At 71.7% G+C, this 13,395-nt stretch carries 12 protein-coding genes; 7 read left to right on the top strand and 5 right to left on the bottom strand.

All coding sequences use genetic code 11. The features are described 5' to 3' along the window. Positions 1 to 90 precede the first annotated feature (90 nt). Entirely contained in the window at positions 91 to 765 is a 675-nt protein-coding gene (locus AB0D59_RS03215; protein WP_362560093.1) for a class F sortase, read from the top strand. 55 nt (positions 766 to 820) lie between these two features. Here AB0D59_RS03215 and AB0D59_RS03220 read toward each other — a convergent pair whose 3' ends face one another. Both AB0D59_RS03220 and lysX read right to left on the bottom strand, forming a co-directional pair. After that, positions 821 to 1,654, bottom strand: a complete 834-nt coding sequence (locus AB0D59_RS03220; RefSeq protein ID WP_362560095.1) for a polysaccharide deacetylase family protein — start codon at positions 1,652 to 1,654, stop codon at positions 821 to 823. Between the two features lie 159 nt (positions 1,655 to 1,813). Further along, positions 1,814 to 5,086, bottom strand: a complete 3,273-nt coding sequence (gene lysX / locus AB0D59_RS03225; RefSeq protein WP_362560098.1) for a bifunctional lysylphosphatidylglycerol synthetase/lysine--tRNA ligase LysX — start codon at positions 5,084 to 5,086, stop codon at positions 1,814 to 1,816. 124 nt (positions 5,087 to 5,210) lie between these two features. On the opposite strand from lysX, the gene AB0D59_RS03230 reads away from it, so the two are divergent. After that, on the top strand, positions 5,211 to 5,666 hold the full coding sequence (locus tag AB0D59_RS03230) for a universal stress protein (protein WP_362560101.1): 456 nt from the start codon (positions 5,211 to 5,213) through the stop codon (positions 5,664 to 5,666). Here the strand turns inward: AB0D59_RS03230 and AB0D59_RS03235 are convergent. Continuing rightward, the gene (locus tag AB0D59_RS03235) at positions 5,602 to 6,858 is read right to left on the bottom strand and encodes an MFS transporter (RefSeq protein WP_362560104.1); all 1,257 of its coding nucleotides are present in this window, start codon (positions 6,856 to 6,858) and stop codon (positions 5,602 to 5,604) included. The genes AB0D59_RS03230 and AB0D59_RS03235 overlap by 65 nt on opposite strands. Before the next feature lie 102 nt (positions 6,859 to 6,960). Between AB0D59_RS03235 and AB0D59_RS03240 the strand changes: the two genes are divergently transcribed. Together AB0D59_RS03240 and AB0D59_RS03245 are read left to right on the top strand one after the other, a co-directional pair. After that, positions 6,961 to 7,911 (top strand): LysR family transcriptional regulator, encoded by a 951-nt coding sequence (locus tag AB0D59_RS03240; RefSeq protein WP_362560106.1) that lies wholly within the window; start codon positions 6,961 to 6,963, stop codon positions 7,909 to 7,911. Between the two features lie 60 nt (positions 7,912 to 7,971). Beyond that, a complete protein-coding gene (locus tag AB0D59_RS03245; protein WP_362560108.1) occupies positions 7,972 to 9,384 on the top strand; it encodes an amino acid permease in 1,413 nt (470 codons plus the stop codon). On the opposite strand, the gene AB0D59_RS03250 is transcribed toward AB0D59_RS03245, so the two are convergent. Continuing rightward, positions 9,381 to 10,196, bottom strand: coding sequence for an alpha/beta hydrolase (locus tag AB0D59_RS03250; protein ID WP_362560111.1), 816 nt, complete (start codon positions 10,194 to 10,196; stop codon positions 9,381 to 9,383). The genes AB0D59_RS03245 and AB0D59_RS03250 overlap by 4 nt on opposite strands. A gap of 98 nt (positions 10,197 to 10,294) precedes the next feature. Between AB0D59_RS03250 and AB0D59_RS03255 the strand changes: the two genes are divergently transcribed. Beyond that, positions 10,295 to 10,768, top strand: coding sequence for a MarR family transcriptional regulator (locus tag AB0D59_RS03255; protein ID WP_362560114.1), 474 nt, complete (start codon positions 10,295 to 10,297; stop codon positions 10,766 to 10,768). Between the two features lie 6 nt (positions 10,769 to 10,774). Here AB0D59_RS03255 and AB0D59_RS03260 read toward each other — a convergent pair whose 3' ends face one another. Continuing rightward, positions 10,775 to 11,938: a CapA family protein gene (locus AB0D59_RS03260; protein ID WP_362560117.1), complete on the bottom strand. Its 1,164-nt coding sequence runs from the start codon at positions 11,936 to 11,938 to the stop codon at positions 10,775 to 10,777. 221 nt (positions 11,939 to 12,159) lie between these two features. Here AB0D59_RS03260 and AB0D59_RS03265 point away from each other — a divergent pair, with 221 nt between their 5' ends. Both AB0D59_RS03265 and AB0D59_RS03270 read left to right on the top strand, forming a co-directional pair. Further along, a complete protein-coding gene (locus AB0D59_RS03265) occupies positions 12,160 to 12,708 on the top strand; it encodes a sigma-70 family RNA polymerase sigma factor (protein WP_351703654.1) in 549 nt (182 codons plus the stop codon). Positions 12,709 to 12,852: 144 nt separating this feature from the next. Further along, complete coding sequence (locus AB0D59_RS03270; RefSeq protein WP_362560120.1) at positions 12,853 to 13,368, top strand: hypothetical protein; 516 nt, start codon at positions 12,853 to 12,855, stop codon at positions 13,366 to 13,368. Positions 13,369 to 13,395: the final 27 nt, after the last annotated feature.

Consider the following 13,395-nt stretch of genomic DNA (forward strand, 5'->3'; position numbering starts at 1 on the left):
TTGCCCCGTCGCCGCTCGCGCGCGCGGGACTTAGCGTTTTCCCATGCGCGATACGGACATCGCGGCGGCCGCGTCGAGAGGGGATGGCGAATGTCTGCGTCCGAACTTTCCGAGCTGGCCGAAGAGGAGGAGCGGCGACGGAAGCGTGCCCCCTGGGGCGTGATAGCGCTGGTTCTGCTGACCGGTCTGGCCCTCATCCGCAATGGTTCGGGGGAGTTCGACGTCGGTCCGCCGCAGCCGGCCTCGGCCGCCGCCCCGGACAGCCGTAGCACGGTCCCGGACACCTTCGCCACCGCGCCCGCCTCGCTGCCGTACTCGGCGGCGGACCGGATCAGGATCCCCGCGATCCGGGTCGACGCGCGTGTGATGCCGGTGGGTCTGGACGCGGACGGCTGGGTCGCGGCACCGCCGCCGGACGACCCGAATCTGGCCGGCTGGTTCACCGGGGGCGTCTCGCCCGGCGAAAAGGGCACGTCCGTGATCGTCGGCCATGTCGACAACACGAAGGGCCCGGCGGTGTTCTACGGTCTCGGTTCCCTGAAGAAGGGAAACCGGATCGAGATCGAGCGCACCGACGGAAGGACCGCGGTGTTCGACATCTACGGCATCGAGGTCTTCGCGAAGGCTGATTTCCCCGGCGACCGGGTCTACGGTTCCAAGGGCACGCCGGAGTTGCGGGTCATCACCTGCGGCGGCGGCTTCTCGAAGCAGAACGGTTACGACGGCAACGTGGTGGTCTTCGCCCGCCTGGTCCAGGCCCGCTGAGGCGGACCCGGCCGGGCGGGCCAAGGCCGGTTCACGACAGCGGGCCGGAGCCGGTTCAGGTCCGGCGGCGCGGCACGGTCAGGTGGTAGCCGTTGTCCAGGAGATTGGGCAGGTACTCGCGCAGGGCCTTGACGCTCTGCGAGCGGTCGCCCCCGGCGTCGTGGGAGAGGACCACGACGCCGGGGGCGGCGCCCTTCTCGATCGTGTCGACGATGGTGCGGGTGCCCGGGGTCGTCCAGTCGGTGCTGTCGACGGTCCAGGCCATGGGCTCCATGCCCATCTCGGCGCCGAGTTGGAAGGCCGCGCGGTTCCACGCGCCGTAGGGGGCGCGGAACCACTGGGGGCGTTCGCCGTAGGTGTCCTCGATGGCGTCACTGGTGCTCTCCATCTCGTCGCGGATCTCACGGCGCTTCATGGTGGTCAGCAGCGGATGCGTCCAGGTGTGGTTGCCCACCACATGGCCCTCGGCTGCCATGCGCGCCACCAGCTCCCGGTTCTCCACGATGCACTCCCCGCACAGGAAGAACATCGCGCGCACGTCGTACTTGGCGAGGGTGTCCAGGATGTGCGGGGTGTAGGCCGGGTTGGGTCCGTCGTCGAAGGTGAGCATCATGCGCCGGCCGCTGCCGGAGATCCGCATGATGGGTTGCTTGCGGACCTTGAGCTTGCGCGGCTCGGTGGGCGGCGGCCCGTATCCGGTGAGCGGCTGGAGCCGGAAGGCGGAGGACTTGGGCGCCTGACGGACCGGCGGTCCGGCGGCCGGGGCGACGGTGCCCGCGGCCTCCTCGCCGTCGCTCGCCAGCACGATGCCCGCGGTGCCCGTGGCGCCCAGAGCGGCGGCGCCGGCGAGCAGCAGCCGGCGTCGGGTGAACAACTGATCCTTCTGCATGACTCATCAGTCGCCCGGCCGGGCTGGGGCGCACCACTTAGACACCGGTGCGGCGGCGCGAAAACACCCGCACGGACCAGCGCGGGAAGGTTTCGGAAAGAAATGGTCAAGTACCCCGGACCGGCGGCGTGTCCGGGAGCCGGGGAGGCCTCGGCGGCCTCAGCGGCGACGGACCAGCGGGAAGGGCAGCGTCTCGCGGATCGTCAGGCCGGTGAGGAACATGACCAGCCGGTCGACGCCGATGCCGAGTCCGCCGGTGGGCGGCATCGCGTATTCGAGGGCGTCCAGGAAGTCCTCGTCGAGCTCCATCGCCTCGGGGTCCCCGCCGGCGGCGAGCAGCGACTGGGCGGTCAGCCGGCGGCGCTGTTCGACGGGGTCGGTCAGTTCGGAGTAGGCGGTGCCGAGTTCGGTGCCGAAGGCGACCAGGTCCCAGCGTTCGGCAAGACGCGGGTCGGTGCGGTGCCGCCGGGTGAGCGGGGAGACCTCGGTCGGGAAGTCCTTGTAGAAGGTGGGCAGCTGGGTCCGGCCCTCCACCAGCCGCTCGTACATCTCCAGGACGACGTCCGCGGGCCCGTCGTCGGCGGTGTACGGCACCCCGGTCCGGTCGCAGTGCCGGTGCAGCCGCAGCAGTTCGGTGCCGGGGCCGATCTCCTCCCCGAGCGCCTCGGAGATCGCCCCGTACACGGACCTGACCGGCCAGGCGCCCGAGATGTCGTACTCCCGCCCGTCCTTGCGGGCCACCGGGGAGCCGAAGGCGGCCGTCGCGGTGCCCTGGATCAGTTCACGGGCGAGGTCGAGCATCACGTCGTAGTCGGCGTACGCCTGGTAGGCCTCCAGCATGGTGAACTCGGGGTTGTGCTTGTAGGAGACGCCCTCGTTGCGGAAGGTGCGGCCGAGTTCGAAGACCTTCTCCATCCCGCCGACGCACAGCCGTTTCAGATACAGCTCCGGGGCGATGCGCAGGGACAGGTCGAGGTCGTAGGCGTTGATGTGGGTGGTGAAGGGGCGGGCGTTGGCGCCGCCGTGGGTCTGCTGGAGCATCGGGGTCTCGACCTCCAGGTAGCCGCGGTCGAGGAGGCCTTGGCGCAGCGCCTGTACGGCGATGGAGCGTTCGCGCACGACGGCGCGGGCGGCGGGGCTGGTGGCGAGGTCGAGGTAGCGGCGGCGGACCTTGGCCTCGGGGTCGGCCAGGCCCCGGTACTTGTCGGGCAGGGGCCGCAGGCACTTGGCGGTGAGCTGCCAGTCGGTGACGAAGACGGTGGGCTCGCCCGTGTCGCTGAGGCCGGCCCGGCCGGTGGCGGTGATCTGGTCGCCGATGTCGGTGTCGGCGGTGAAGCGGGCCAGGGCGGGTCCCGACCCGTCCCGGGTGAGGGCGAGTTGGCGATCACCGGACCAGTCGCGCAGCGTCACGAAGACGATGCCGCCGAAGTCCCGGACCAGCATGATCCGCCCGGCCACGGTGACCGTCTCGCCCTCGCGGATGTCGGCGAGGGCACGGGTGGGCCGTACGGTCGCCACCGGGTAGGGGTCGACGCCCGCCGCGCGCAGCCGGTCCAGCTTGCCGCGCCGGACGCGGAACTGGTCCGGCAGGCCTGGCTCGGGGGCGCCGGACCCGGCCTCGTCCCCTCCGTCGAGACCGGGCACCGGCGAAGACCGCTGCGCCTCGACGGGTCGCGGTCCGGTCTTCGGGTGCCCCTTTCCCCAGAGTTTGCGCAAGGAAGGTACGGAGACGAAGCCTTCGGCGATTCCGGAGGCGAGGCCGATACGGGCGAGGGAGCCGGCCTCGCCGTAGCACAGGAAGCGCGGGTACCACTCGGGGCGGTACTTGGCGTTGGAGCGGTACAGGGCTTCCAACTGCCACCAGCGGGAGAAGAACAGCAGCAGCCGGCGCCACAGCCGCAGCACCGGTCCGGCGCCGATGCGGGCGCCCTCCTCGAAGACCGAGCGGAAGACGGCGAAGTTCAACGAGACTCGACGGACGCCCAGTTTGGGGGCGGCCGCGCACAGGTCGGCGACCATGAACTCCATGACCCCGTTGGGGGCGGCGCGGTCACGGCGCATCAGGTCGAGGGAGACGCCGTCGCCGCCCCAGGGCACGAAGGAGAGCAGGGCGAGCAGCCGGCCGTCCTCGGCGAGGGCCTCGACGAGCAGGCAGTCGCCGTCGGCGGGGTCGCCGAGCCGGTCCAGGGCCATGGAGAAGCCGCGCTCGGTCTCGGTGTCGCGCCAGGCGTCGGCCTTGTCGACGACCTCCTCCATCTCCGCCTCGGTGAGGGTGGCGTGCCGCCGGACGCGGGTGGTGGCGCCGGAGCGCCGGACCCGGTTGACGGCCTGCCGGGCGACCCGCATCTCGCGGCCGCCGAGGTCGAAGCCGGCGACGTGCAGGATCGCCTCGTCGCCGAGTTGCAGGGCGCCGAGGCCGGCGCGGACGTAGGCCTTGGCGCCGCCCTCGGAGGCGCCCATCACCGCGGGCACCCAGGCGTGCCGGCGGGCCACGTCCAGCCAGGCGGCGACGGCGTGCGGCCAGGCCTCCGGGTCGCCGACGGGGTCGCCGCTGGCCAGGCAGACGCCGGCCTCGACGCGGTAGGTGACGGCGGCCTTGCCGCTGGGCGAGAAGACCACGGCCTTGTCGCGCCGGGTGGCGAAGTAGCCGAGGGAGTCCCGGTCGCCGTAGGCCTTGAGGAGGGCGCGGATGCGGGTCTCCTCGTCGCCGTGCAGGGCGGCTTCCAGGCGCTGTGAACGGAACAGGGTGGCGGCGGCGTTGAGCAGGGCGAGGGCGCCGAGGAGGCCGAGCAGGAAGGCGACGAAGCGGGGCGGGTGGCCGCCGTAGCTGCCGCCGTCGACCAGGCCGCCGCAGACCCGGTCGGCCGCCCAGGCCAGGTGCTGGCCGTGCGGGAGCGAGCCGGGGAAGAGCGAGACCAGGCCCCAGCCGGCCAGGATCGCCACGAGCAGGCCGACGAGGAGGACGGCGAGGGCGCGGCGTACGGCGGCGCGGCGGGAGGCGGCGTAGAACTCCCGCCTCGCCACGATCAGCAGGGCCAGGGCGAGTCCGCACACCAGCAGTGAGCTGAAGGAGTACCAGTCGAAGCCGAAGGCGACCGTCAGGATGTCCGCCAGCACCAGGAGGCCGAGGTAGATCACCACCAGCCACCAGGCGACCTTCTTGCGGGCGGCGGTGGCGCCACCGAGCAGGAACAGGAAGACGGCGTAGGCCAGGTTGGGGCTGACGGGCACCACGACGGCGTTGAGGAAGTGCACGACCGGGCGGAGCAGTGCGCGCAGCGGGGCGATGAAGGAGAGCAGGGCGCACACCAGGGCGAGGGCGCCGAAGAAGGTCCCGAAGGCCTCGGGCACCCAGGTGAGCCGCCCGCCGCCGCGCGGACGCGGGGGCCCCGCGGTCTCCTTCCCCGGGGCGGGCTGTACGGCGGCGCTCATGCTCCGACTGTAGGAAGGGCCCGCCCGCCTCGCCCGTCGAACGGCGTGCGGCCAACTGGGCATCGCTTGCCCCGTGAGGGGGCCCGGCAGCCATGGGACCTGCGATTTCCGATAGCCTCGGGGCGTGGCGGAACAACACCAGTTCGAGCGGGGCACGGACGGCCCCAAGGTCATCGTGGTCGGTGTGGACGGCTCGGACTCCTCGTGGCGCGCGGCCTCCTACGCCGGTGGTCTGGCCCGGCGGCAGCACGCGCTGCTCGCCGTCGTGTACGTGCAGCCGATCCTGGCGGCCGGGGCGGCGCTCGGGGCGCCGGTGGCGGAGACGACCGACGAGATCGCGGAGGACCTGGTCGCCCAGGTCAGGGACGCGGCCGAGCGGCTCAAGGGGATATTCGAGGTGCGCTGGGAGTTCCACACCTTCCGCGGCGACGCCTACAGCGGACTGGTGAAGGCGGCGGACGAACTGAAGGCGGACGCGGTCGTGGTGGGCGCCTCCGAGCAGGCGGGCCACCGGTTCATCGGCTCGGTGGCGATCCGTCTGGTGAAGGCGGGACGGTGGCCGGTGACGGTGGTGCCGTAGCCGCCTTCCGAGGCTCCCTGAGGAGCAGGACCGGGGTCGCGAGGAGCAGCACCCCGGCCACGGCGATCGCGGTGCGGGGGCCGGTGAGGCTCGCCAGCAGGCCCCAGAGCGCGGTGAGCGCCGCGGTGGTGGCCTTGCCGGTGATCGACCAGGCGGACAGGGTGCGGGCGACCCGGTCGTTCGGGGTGCATTCCAGGCGGCGGGTGGCGTACACCGGGCTGTAGACGGCCGAGCAGGTGATCACCCCGAACTCCAGGACCATCACCAGCAGCAGACCGGGCAGCCCGGGCCGGACGAAGGCCAGCCCGAGGGGCCAGAGGGTGCGCAGGGTGGCCGCGCCGCGCAGCACCCGCCATTGCCCGTGCCGGGCGGCCAGCGGGCGGGCCAGCCGGGAACCGAGGAGACCGCCCAGGCAGGGCGCGGCGAAGGCGAGGCCGTACTGCCAGGGGGCGAAGCCGAGTGGGCCGAGCATGAGGACGGCCAGCGGGGGTGCGGCGACCATGATCAGGGCGTTGGCCGCGAGGTTGTTGAAGAACAGTGGACGCAGCTCCGGACTGCCGAGGATGTGCCGCCACCCGTCGAGGAGGTCGGTGGCGCGCAGGCGGTCCGTGCCGGTGCGCCCGGGCCTGGGCTCGCCGCCGCCGACGGCCCGGATGCCGAGCGCCGACAGCAGAAAGCTGACGGCGTTCGCCACGACCGTGGTCACCGGGCCGAACACGCCGATCGCGGCACCGCCGAGCGGCGGTCCGAGGACCAGGGCGGTCCAGTTCGAGGACTCGAACCGGGCGTTCGCGGTGAGCAGCCGGTCGGCGGGGACGAGGCTCTTCAGGAAGGCGCCGGAGGCCGCGTTGAAGGTGATGTCGGCCGCCGCGACGAGCACCGACACCAGCAGCAGCTGGCCGAGGCCGAGCCCGCCGAGCGCGTAGGCGGCGGGAATGGTCAGCAGCGCGGCGCACCGGACCAGGTCCATCGCCATCATCACCGGCCGCTTGCGCCGGAACTCCACCCACGGCCCGAGCGGCACGGCCGCCACCGCGCCCACGGCGGGCCCGGTCGCGGCGAGCAGCGCCACCTGGGCGGAGTCGGCGTGCAGCGCGATGACCGCGATCACCGAGAACGCGTCGAAGGCGAGATAGGTGCCGACCGCACTCACCGAGTACGCGGCCCACAGCCACCCGAACCGCCGCCCCATGCACAACCTCCCGTTGACCCGGGACATGAAAACGTGCAGGTGACCGCCGAATCAAACAACTCACGGAAGGTCTGCCACAACCAGCGGTTGTACGGTGCCGGTGTGGATCTCAGAGCCGTACGCACCTTCGTCGCCGTCGCCGACTCGGGGCAGTTCCAGGAGGCCGCCGCCATGCTGGCGGTCACCCAGCAGGCCGTCTCCAAACGGATCGCGGCGCTGGAGAAGGAGCTGGGGGTGCGGCTGTTCAGCCGTACCCCCCGGGGCGCCGACCTGACCGTGGACGGCCGGACCTTCCTGCCGCACGCCCGCGAGCTGCTGCTCGCCGAGGAGCGGGCGACCGCCTCCGTACGGTCCGGGCGGCGTCCTCTGCGGGTCGACGTGGTCGGCGCGCGGCTCGCCCCGGCGGCGCTGCTGCGCGGCTTCCACGAGGCGCACCCGGAGACCGCCCTGGACGTCGTCACGCTCTTCGACGTGGACTCGGCGCTCACCGCCCTGCGCTCCGGTGCGATCGACGCGTCCTTCCGGGCCGTCGCGATGCCCGGCCGCCCGCTGCCCAGGGGCGTCGAGGCGGCCCGGGTGTACGACGAGCCGGTCCAGCTGCTCACCGGACCGGGGCACGCCCTGGCCGGCCGTCGCGCGGTCTCGCCCGGGGAGCTGGCCGGGCACCGGATCTGGATGCCGGGCATCGTGGAAGGCACCGAGTGGGCCGCCTACTACGCCTCCCTCGCCGCCGAGTTCGGCCTCACCATCGACTCCTCGGGCCCCAACTTCAGCGGGGCGGTGCAGGACGCGGTGGCCGCCTCCGACACCCTGGCGACGCTGGTCAGCGAGGGGACCCGGCTGGTCTGGCCGGAAGGCCACGATCTGCGTCGTGTCCCGCTGCTCGACCCGACCCCCGTCTACCCGCACTCCCTGGTGTGGACGGCCGCCAACCCGCACCCGGCGCTGGCCACCCTGCGCGCCCATCTCGCCGGCACCCGGCCGCCCCGCCCCGCGACCCGGAGCTGGGTGCCCGGCTGGGCCGAGAGCGTGCGTGGCGTCTTCCGTCCGTGACGCCCCTGAGCCATCATGATCCGCCGTCAGCCGTTCGCGATCGGCGAAGAGGTGAGGCACATGGCCAAGCTCCGTATGGGTGAAGGAATTCTCCGTCGCAAACCCATCGAACACATCGAGGAGACGGAGGTCGGCGAGGGGCCCCAGCTCGACAGATCGCTCGGGCTGTGGCAGCTGACCGCGATCGGGGTGGGCGGCATCATCGGCGCGGGCATCTTCACCCTCGCCGGCACGGTCGCCAACGGCACGGCCGGTCCCGCCGTGCTGGTCTCCTTCCTCATCGCCGGGCTGGCGAGCGCCTGTGCCGCGCTGTCGTACGCCGAGTTCGCCGGGCTGATCCCGAAGGCGGGTTCGGCGTACACGTACGGCTATGCGGTGCTCGGCGAGTTCGCGGGCTGGTTCATCGGCTGGGACCTGCTCCTCGAGTACACGGCGATCGTGGCGGTGGTCGCGATCGGCATCTCCGGATACTTCGGCTTCCTGGTGGAGGAGATGGGCGCGGAGCTGCCGCGGTGGATGCTGGGCGCGCCCGGCACCGGGGCCGGCCACCGGGTCGACCTGTTCGCCGCCGTGCTCTGTCTGCTGATCGCCTACCTGCTCAACCTCGGCATCCGCAGCGCGGCCCGGTTCGAGACGGTCGTGGTGGTCCTCAAGGTGCTGGTGGTGCTGCTGGTGATCGGCGTCGGCGTGTTCCACATCAACTCGGCGAACTACCACCCCTTCTTCCCGTTCGGCGTCAGCGGGGCGTTCACGGGTGCGGCCACGGTGTTCTTCGCGGTCTTCGGGTACGACGCGATGTCCACGGCGGCCGAGGAGTCGAAGGACGCGCAGCGGCACATGCCGAAGGCGATCATCTACTCGCTGGCGATCTCCATGGTGCTGTACGTGGCGGCCTGTCTGGTCCTCACCGGCATGCAGAACTACAAGGACATCGACCCGGAGAGCGGCTTCTCGACGGCGTTCAAGTCGGTGGGGCTGAGCGGGCTCGCGGACGTGATCGCGGTGGGCGCGATCATCGGCATCCTCACCGTGATGTTCACCTTCATGCTGGGCGTGACCCGAGTGTGGTTCAGCATGTCCCGGGACGGGCTGCTGCCCTCCTGGTTCGCGAAGACGCACCCGACGCGGCACGTGCCGACCCGGGTGACCTGGATCGTCGGGGCTGCCTCGGCCCTGCTCGCCGGGTTCGTGCCGATCGGCGAGGCGGCCGAACTCACCAACATCGGCATCCTGCTGGCGTTCGTGGTGGTGTGCGTGGCGGTGATCGTGCTGCGCTACCGGCAGCCGGATCTGCCGCGCGCCTTCCGCACCCCGTGGATGCCGTTCGTGCCGGCGCTGGGTGTCGTCTTCTCGGTCTGGCTGATCACGTTCCTGGCCTGGGAGACCTGGGTTCGGTTCGCGGTCTGGTTCGTGATCGGGTGCCTGATCTACTTCACCTACTCGTACAAGAGGTCCCGGCTGGCCGGGCGTTAGAGCGCGCGCAGGAAGCCGAGCAGGAGGTCGTCGAAGACGTCCGGGCGCTCCAGGTTCGGGTAGTGGTCGGCGCCTTCGACGATCTCGGCGCGGCCGTCGGGGACCTCGCGGGCGAGGCGTTCGGCGGCGGCGAGCAGATCGGCGGGTTCCAGGTCGCCGTTGACCGTGAGAACCGGGACGTCGATCTTCGGGACCCGGGGCCACGAGTCGGTCACCCGCACATGCCAGTCCGTCTCGCCGGGCGTGTGCTTGGAGAGGGTGTGGCGGGCCATCTCCCGGAGCCGGCGCGGGATCTCCGGGTCGAGGGCGTCGAGGTCGCGGTGTGCGCCCGCGGCGACCCGCAGGAAGGCGTCGAGCCAGCCCTCGATGTCGCCGGCGCCCAGGGTGCGGGCGTACTCGGCCTGGAGTTCCCGGTGCCAGGGATCCGTGTACCGGAAGTCGCCGGTGACGGCGCCGCAGGTGACCACCGCGCGGACCAGCTCTGGGTGTTCCAGCACGGTGTCGGTGGCGATCACCCCGCCCATGGACACGCCCACGAGCACGGCGGGCCCGGCGTCGAGGTGGCGCAGCAGTTCGGCGAGGTCGTCGGCCCAGCGGAACGGCCTGCTCGCGTTGGCGGAGGCACCGTGACCGCGGACGTCGGGGGCGATCACCCGGTACTCGGCGGCGAGGGCCGGGATCTGGTCCGACCAGAAGCGGTGGTCGGTGTATCCGGCGTGGAGCAGGACCACCGGGTCGCCAGAGCCGGTGTCGAGGTAGGCGAGGTCGTCGTCGGAGGACGGGAAGAAGCGGACGTCCGCAGCACCATTCATGACAACCAAGGTGTCATCATCGGGGAGTTTTGACAACTGGGTTGTCATGATGACTTTGACACCCGAGGTGTCACCACGGCCAGGTGCATGATGGCCGGGTGAACGACATCGACAAGCCCCTCGCCCCCGACGAGCTGGGTGAGCGCATCACCGAGGTGTACGACCTCATCGGCCCGCTCTACCGGCGCGCCTTCCGCAAGATCGAGCTGGGCGAGCAGATCGAGGGAGCCTCCGTCGGCGTGCGCTCCGTGCTGGACCTGCTGCTCCGGTTCGGGCCGATGACAGTGCCCCAGATGGGCCGGATCATGGCGCTGAGCCGGCAGTTCGTGCAGCGCACGGTGAACGACGCGGTGGCACACGGCTGGGCCGAGGTCACCCCCAACCCGGCGCACCAGCGCTCCTCCCTGATCCGGCTCACGGACGAGGGCCGGGCCACGATCACCGCGATCCTCGCCCGCGAGCACGCGGTGAACCGGCAGGTCGGCGGCGGTCTGACCGACGCCGAGATCACGGCGTGCGTGCGGGTGCTGAAGGAGCTGCTGCGGACGTTCGACCACGTCGACGTGGAGTGACCGCCGCTACTCCCCCATCACCAGCCCGTCCTTGGCGGCCCCGCGGCCGAGCACGACGTCCCGGATGCTGTCGCGCACGGAGGTGAAGTCGGCGCCCTGGTCGATCGCCGCGTTGAGGTCGACGACCCGGCCGGCGTCGAGGTCGTACAGCTGGGGGATGAACTCGGCCTTGGCCACCTCCCAGCGGCCGCCTGGGTGGGTGGGCGGGGTGAAGGTGAAGCGGGCGAGGGTGGACTGGTTGCCGCGCGGGTCCTGGTGGCCCTGGCGGTTGTACAGCTCGCCGGCGAGCTGGTCGCCGAGGCTGTAGACGACCCAGGTGCCGTTGACCTTCTCGTACGCCTGCGGGATGTGGGCGTGGGTGCCGAGGATCAGGTCGATGTCGGGGCGGCCGCCGGTCCGGGCGGCGGTGAGTTGCTTGGCGAGGGTGAGCTGCTGCTGATCGGGGGCGTCCTGGCCGTCGGTGCCCCAGTGCACGGAGAGGACGACCACGTCGGCACCGGCCTGCCGGGCGGCGCGGGCGTCGGCGAGGATGCGGTTCGCGTCGAGGAGGTTGACCGCCCAGGGCTGTCCCGGCGGCAGGGTGTTCCCGTTGACGTCGAAGGTGTAGGAGAGGTGCGCGACTCTGGTGCGGCCCGCGTTGAGCAGGGTGACGGCGGCCGCCTCGGCCTGGGTGCGGGCGGTGCCGGCGTGCCGCAGGCCCGTCCGGTCCAGGTCGGTGAGGGTGCGCTGGATCCCGTCGGCGCCGCCGTCCAGGGCCCGGTCGGAGGCGGTGGAGCAGCTGTCGTAACCGACGGCGGCGAGGCCCTCGGCGAGCTGCGGCGGGGAGGTGACACCGGCGGAGCCGGACTCCGCGCCCTCCGCGTCGGTCACGGTCGCCAGGTGACAGAGCGCCAGATCGGCGTGGGAGACCACGGGTTCGACGCCGGCGAGCATCGGGCGGAAGTCGTGGCCGTTGCCGCCCGCGTCGAAGTTCGCGTGGTCGATCGCGGACTTCTGCGGCATGACGTCGCCGGAGGCGACGAGGGTGAAGCCGCCGCCGGGGGCGGGCACCGCGGGTGCCGGCTGGCCGGGCGGGGCGGCGTTCTCCTGCCGTACGTGGTTCTGGCACGCGGCTGCGGTGGCGAGGAGGGCGGTCAGGGCCAGGGCCACCTGGCGTCTGCGATTGATCATCAGGAGCACCCCAGAGTCGCAAGCCTTGTCCGATTTACAGATCAATGGGTACGAAGCCGAGCCGGGTCGCAAACAACTCAGGCGCCCCGATTGACCCATCCGGGTCGGGTAAGGGGTGTGACGGACCGTTCGTCGCACCGTTCGCCGACGCGATCGACCGTCCGCCGCAGACCCCTGTGCGCCCCCTGTCCCCCGGCCCGGCCCTGCGATGCCATACGGCCATGACGGCCGGAACCACCCTTCCCGACGGGACGACGACCGCCGAGCACGAGCTCGCCGCACTCCAGCGCGAGCACGGCCGCCCGCTCTTCGCGCTGCTGCTGCGGCTAAGCGACGGGGACCGGCAACGGGCCGAGGACCTCGTACAGGAGACCCTCGTACGCGCCTGGCAGCACCCCGAGGCACTGCGCGCCGACGACTTCGACTCCGTCCTGCCCTGGCTGCTGACGGTCGGCCGGCGGCTCGCCATCGACGCGCGCCGGGCCCGGCAGGCACGGCCGCCCGAGGTGCACGACGCCGTCCTGGAGAACACCCGGGCCATCGGCGACCATGCCGAACGCGCCGCCGCGGCGCTGGACGTGCGGGAGGCTGTGAAGACTCTCACCCCGGAACACCGTGAAGTCCTGGTGCTGGTGTATTTCCAAGGGGCGAGTGTTGCGGAAGCCGCGGAGACCCTCGGCATTCCACCCGGTACCGTGAAGTCGCGGGCGTACTACGCGCTGCGCGCCCTACGCCGGGTTCTGCCCGGTTATGCACCCGACCTGCGATGAAACCGTAAGCCAGGTCAAACCTCGGTAAAGCGCCTTGCTGAGGACCATGTTTGAGCAATCAGCTGTCTTCATCCGTGTTCCGCACCGGGAGAGGGACGGACCCGGGGTCGGGGCCACGCGCGCACCGGAGGAAGGCAGGACGGGATGCTGCACAGAGGTCAAGAGAGCACGGACGGGGCCGGGAGCGGGGAACTGGCGGTCCCGATGGCCTGGTTGTATGCCGAGTACATCGCCGACGAGCTGCTGCGCACCGGCGATCTCATGCCACCGACGTCCTTCGAGTTCCGGGCCGGCCGGGACGCACTGGCGCTGACCATCTACCTCTCCGACACGGACGGCGAACTGTCGGGCATCCGGGTCGTGTCCCAGTTGGAGAACTGGCTTTCGCTCACGGCGTACGACCAGCCGTGGCAGGCCTGGGTAGGGGAACGTATGTCCAGGCTGGCCGCCGAGGCGGTCGAGTCGGGCGGGCCGTCACCGGACCTGGATCTGGCCACGGACGCCTGGCGCTGGCTGGAGGAGACCGAACTGCTCGCGCCCGACCTGGACGCGGTACCGGGCGGCGGCTCGGTGTTCGGTGAGGACGACGGACCGAAGGTGTGGACCGCCGCCTGGCAGCTCGGTCTGCCCCTGGGACATCTCGCCATCCATCTTTTCTGAATCGGCACCAATCCGCGGGCCCGGCCG

It is taken from the genome of Streptomyces sp. NPDC048417 (assembly GCF_040651615.1).
Lineage (GTDB): Bacteria > Actinomycetota > Actinomycetes > Streptomycetales > Streptomycetaceae > Streptomyces.

What these genes read in the sequence shown, in the direction of transcription:
- AB0D59_RS03215 (WP_362560093.1), top strand. Translation starts at nt 91, where the DNA reads ATGTCTGCGTCCGAACTTTCCGAGCTGGCCGAAGAGGAGGAGCGGCGA.
- AB0D59_RS03220 (WP_362560095.1), bottom strand. Translation starts at nt 1,654, where the DNA reads ATGCAGAAGGATCAGTTGTTCACCCGACGCCGGCTGCTGCTCGCCGGC.
- lysX (WP_362560098.1), bottom strand. Translation starts at nt 5,086, where the DNA reads ATGAGCGCCGCCGTACAGCCCGCCCCGGGGAAGGAGACCGCGGGGCCC.
- AB0D59_RS03235 (WP_362560104.1), bottom strand. Translation starts at nt 6,858, where the DNA reads ATGGGGCGGCGGTTCGGGTGGCTGTGGGCCGCGTACTCGGTGAGTGCG.
- AB0D59_RS03245 (WP_362560108.1), top strand. Translation starts at nt 7,972, where the DNA reads ATGGCCAAGCTCCGTATGGGTGAAGGAATTCTCCGTCGCAAACCCATC.
- AB0D59_RS03250 (WP_362560111.1), bottom strand. Translation starts at nt 10,196, where the DNA reads ATGAATGGTGCTGCGGACGTCCGCTTCTTCCCGTCCTCCGACGACGAC.
- AB0D59_RS03260 (WP_362560117.1), bottom strand. Translation starts at nt 11,938, where the DNA reads ATGATCAATCGCAGACGCCAGGTGGCCCTGGCCCTGACCGCCCTCCTC.
- AB0D59_RS03265 (WP_351703654.1), top strand. Translation starts at nt 12,160, where the DNA reads ATGACGGCCGGAACCACCCTTCCCGACGGGACGACGACCGCCGAGCAC.
- AB0D59_RS03270 (WP_362560120.1), top strand. Translation starts at nt 12,853, where the DNA reads ATGCTGCACAGAGGTCAAGAGAGCACGGACGGGGCCGGGAGCGGGGAA.